The organism is Trinickia mobilis, from assembly GCF_017315705.1.
GTDB lineage: Bacteria > Pseudomonadota > Gammaproteobacteria > Burkholderiales > Burkholderiaceae > Trinickia_A > Trinickia_A mobilis.
Genome location: NZ_JAFLRF010000043.1, coordinates 1 through 852 on the forward strand (window position 1 = coordinate 1; position 852 = coordinate 852).

Here is an 852-nt window from a genome sequence, read left to right on the forward strand (position 1 = left end):
GCTTTACCTTGGCTAGATCACCGCTCTCGATGGCTTGTGCCAACACCAACTGCGAGCCAGAAAAGAAGTCGGTGGCAGGAATTTTTTTCATTGCGTTTGCCATGTAGGGAGTCAGTAAAAGGGCGATCGTTAGGATGAAAACGAAAAACAGGCGCTTCATGGCGACACGTCCTGAAGAATGGAAATATCTTCCTGCTTTTGCTTTTCGATTCCGTCAATCACCTGGCTAATGAAGTGTCGACTGATCGACGAACCTTTTCCGTCGAGCACATAAGGCGTGCCGACGGCCTCCGGCAACGGTAGCCAGCTTTGCAGGGTTGTCAGGATTTCCCCTTTCACGTGGTACGCATAGACCTCCGAAGGTTGCGAAGTGCCGCCGTAGCGCTCCACTGTTTGGGAATGCAGGCCTGCGGCGTTGAAACTCCAGCAGGCCTTCCCGCTGACGCTCGATGCAGTTGCGCATAGCCCACCGCCCTGCGAGTGACCCGCGACATCGATGGGAAGGGTGTCACGTTTCAATTTTCTGCCCATATTGACAGCTCGTTCGTAATACGCTGACTTCAAATTCACCGCTTGAGAAAAGTTATTCCCCCAATCTTCCAAACTGGTCACCTCCGTTCCTTTGAAAGAGACGGTTGAAATCATGTCGTCACCGAATACGCTGCGGTCCGGAGCGTAAAGCTGGACGCGAAAATTCGAGCCGTCGCTTTGGAAATCGTCTACTTTCAAGCCATGCCCGTCCAACGTCTGCAAGTCCCCACTCGCATTCCTCCACCCCTCCACCCCTCCGGCACCGGCCTCGTCGGCTCATAAACATGGTCCGTCAGCCGCGCCTTCTCCACCGCGACGTTA

1 protein-coding gene is annotated in these 852 nt (G+C 54.2%); it reads right to left on the reverse strand.

Going from position 1 to position 852, the window contains the following annotated elements; all coding sequences use genetic code 11:
* Positions 1-156: 156 nt before the first annotated feature.
* Entirely contained in the window at positions 157-729 is a 573-nt protein-coding gene (locus tag J3489_RS31655; protein ID WP_242540463.1) for a Tle-like phospholipase domain-containing protein, read from the reverse strand.
* Positions 730-852: the final 123 nt, after the last annotated feature.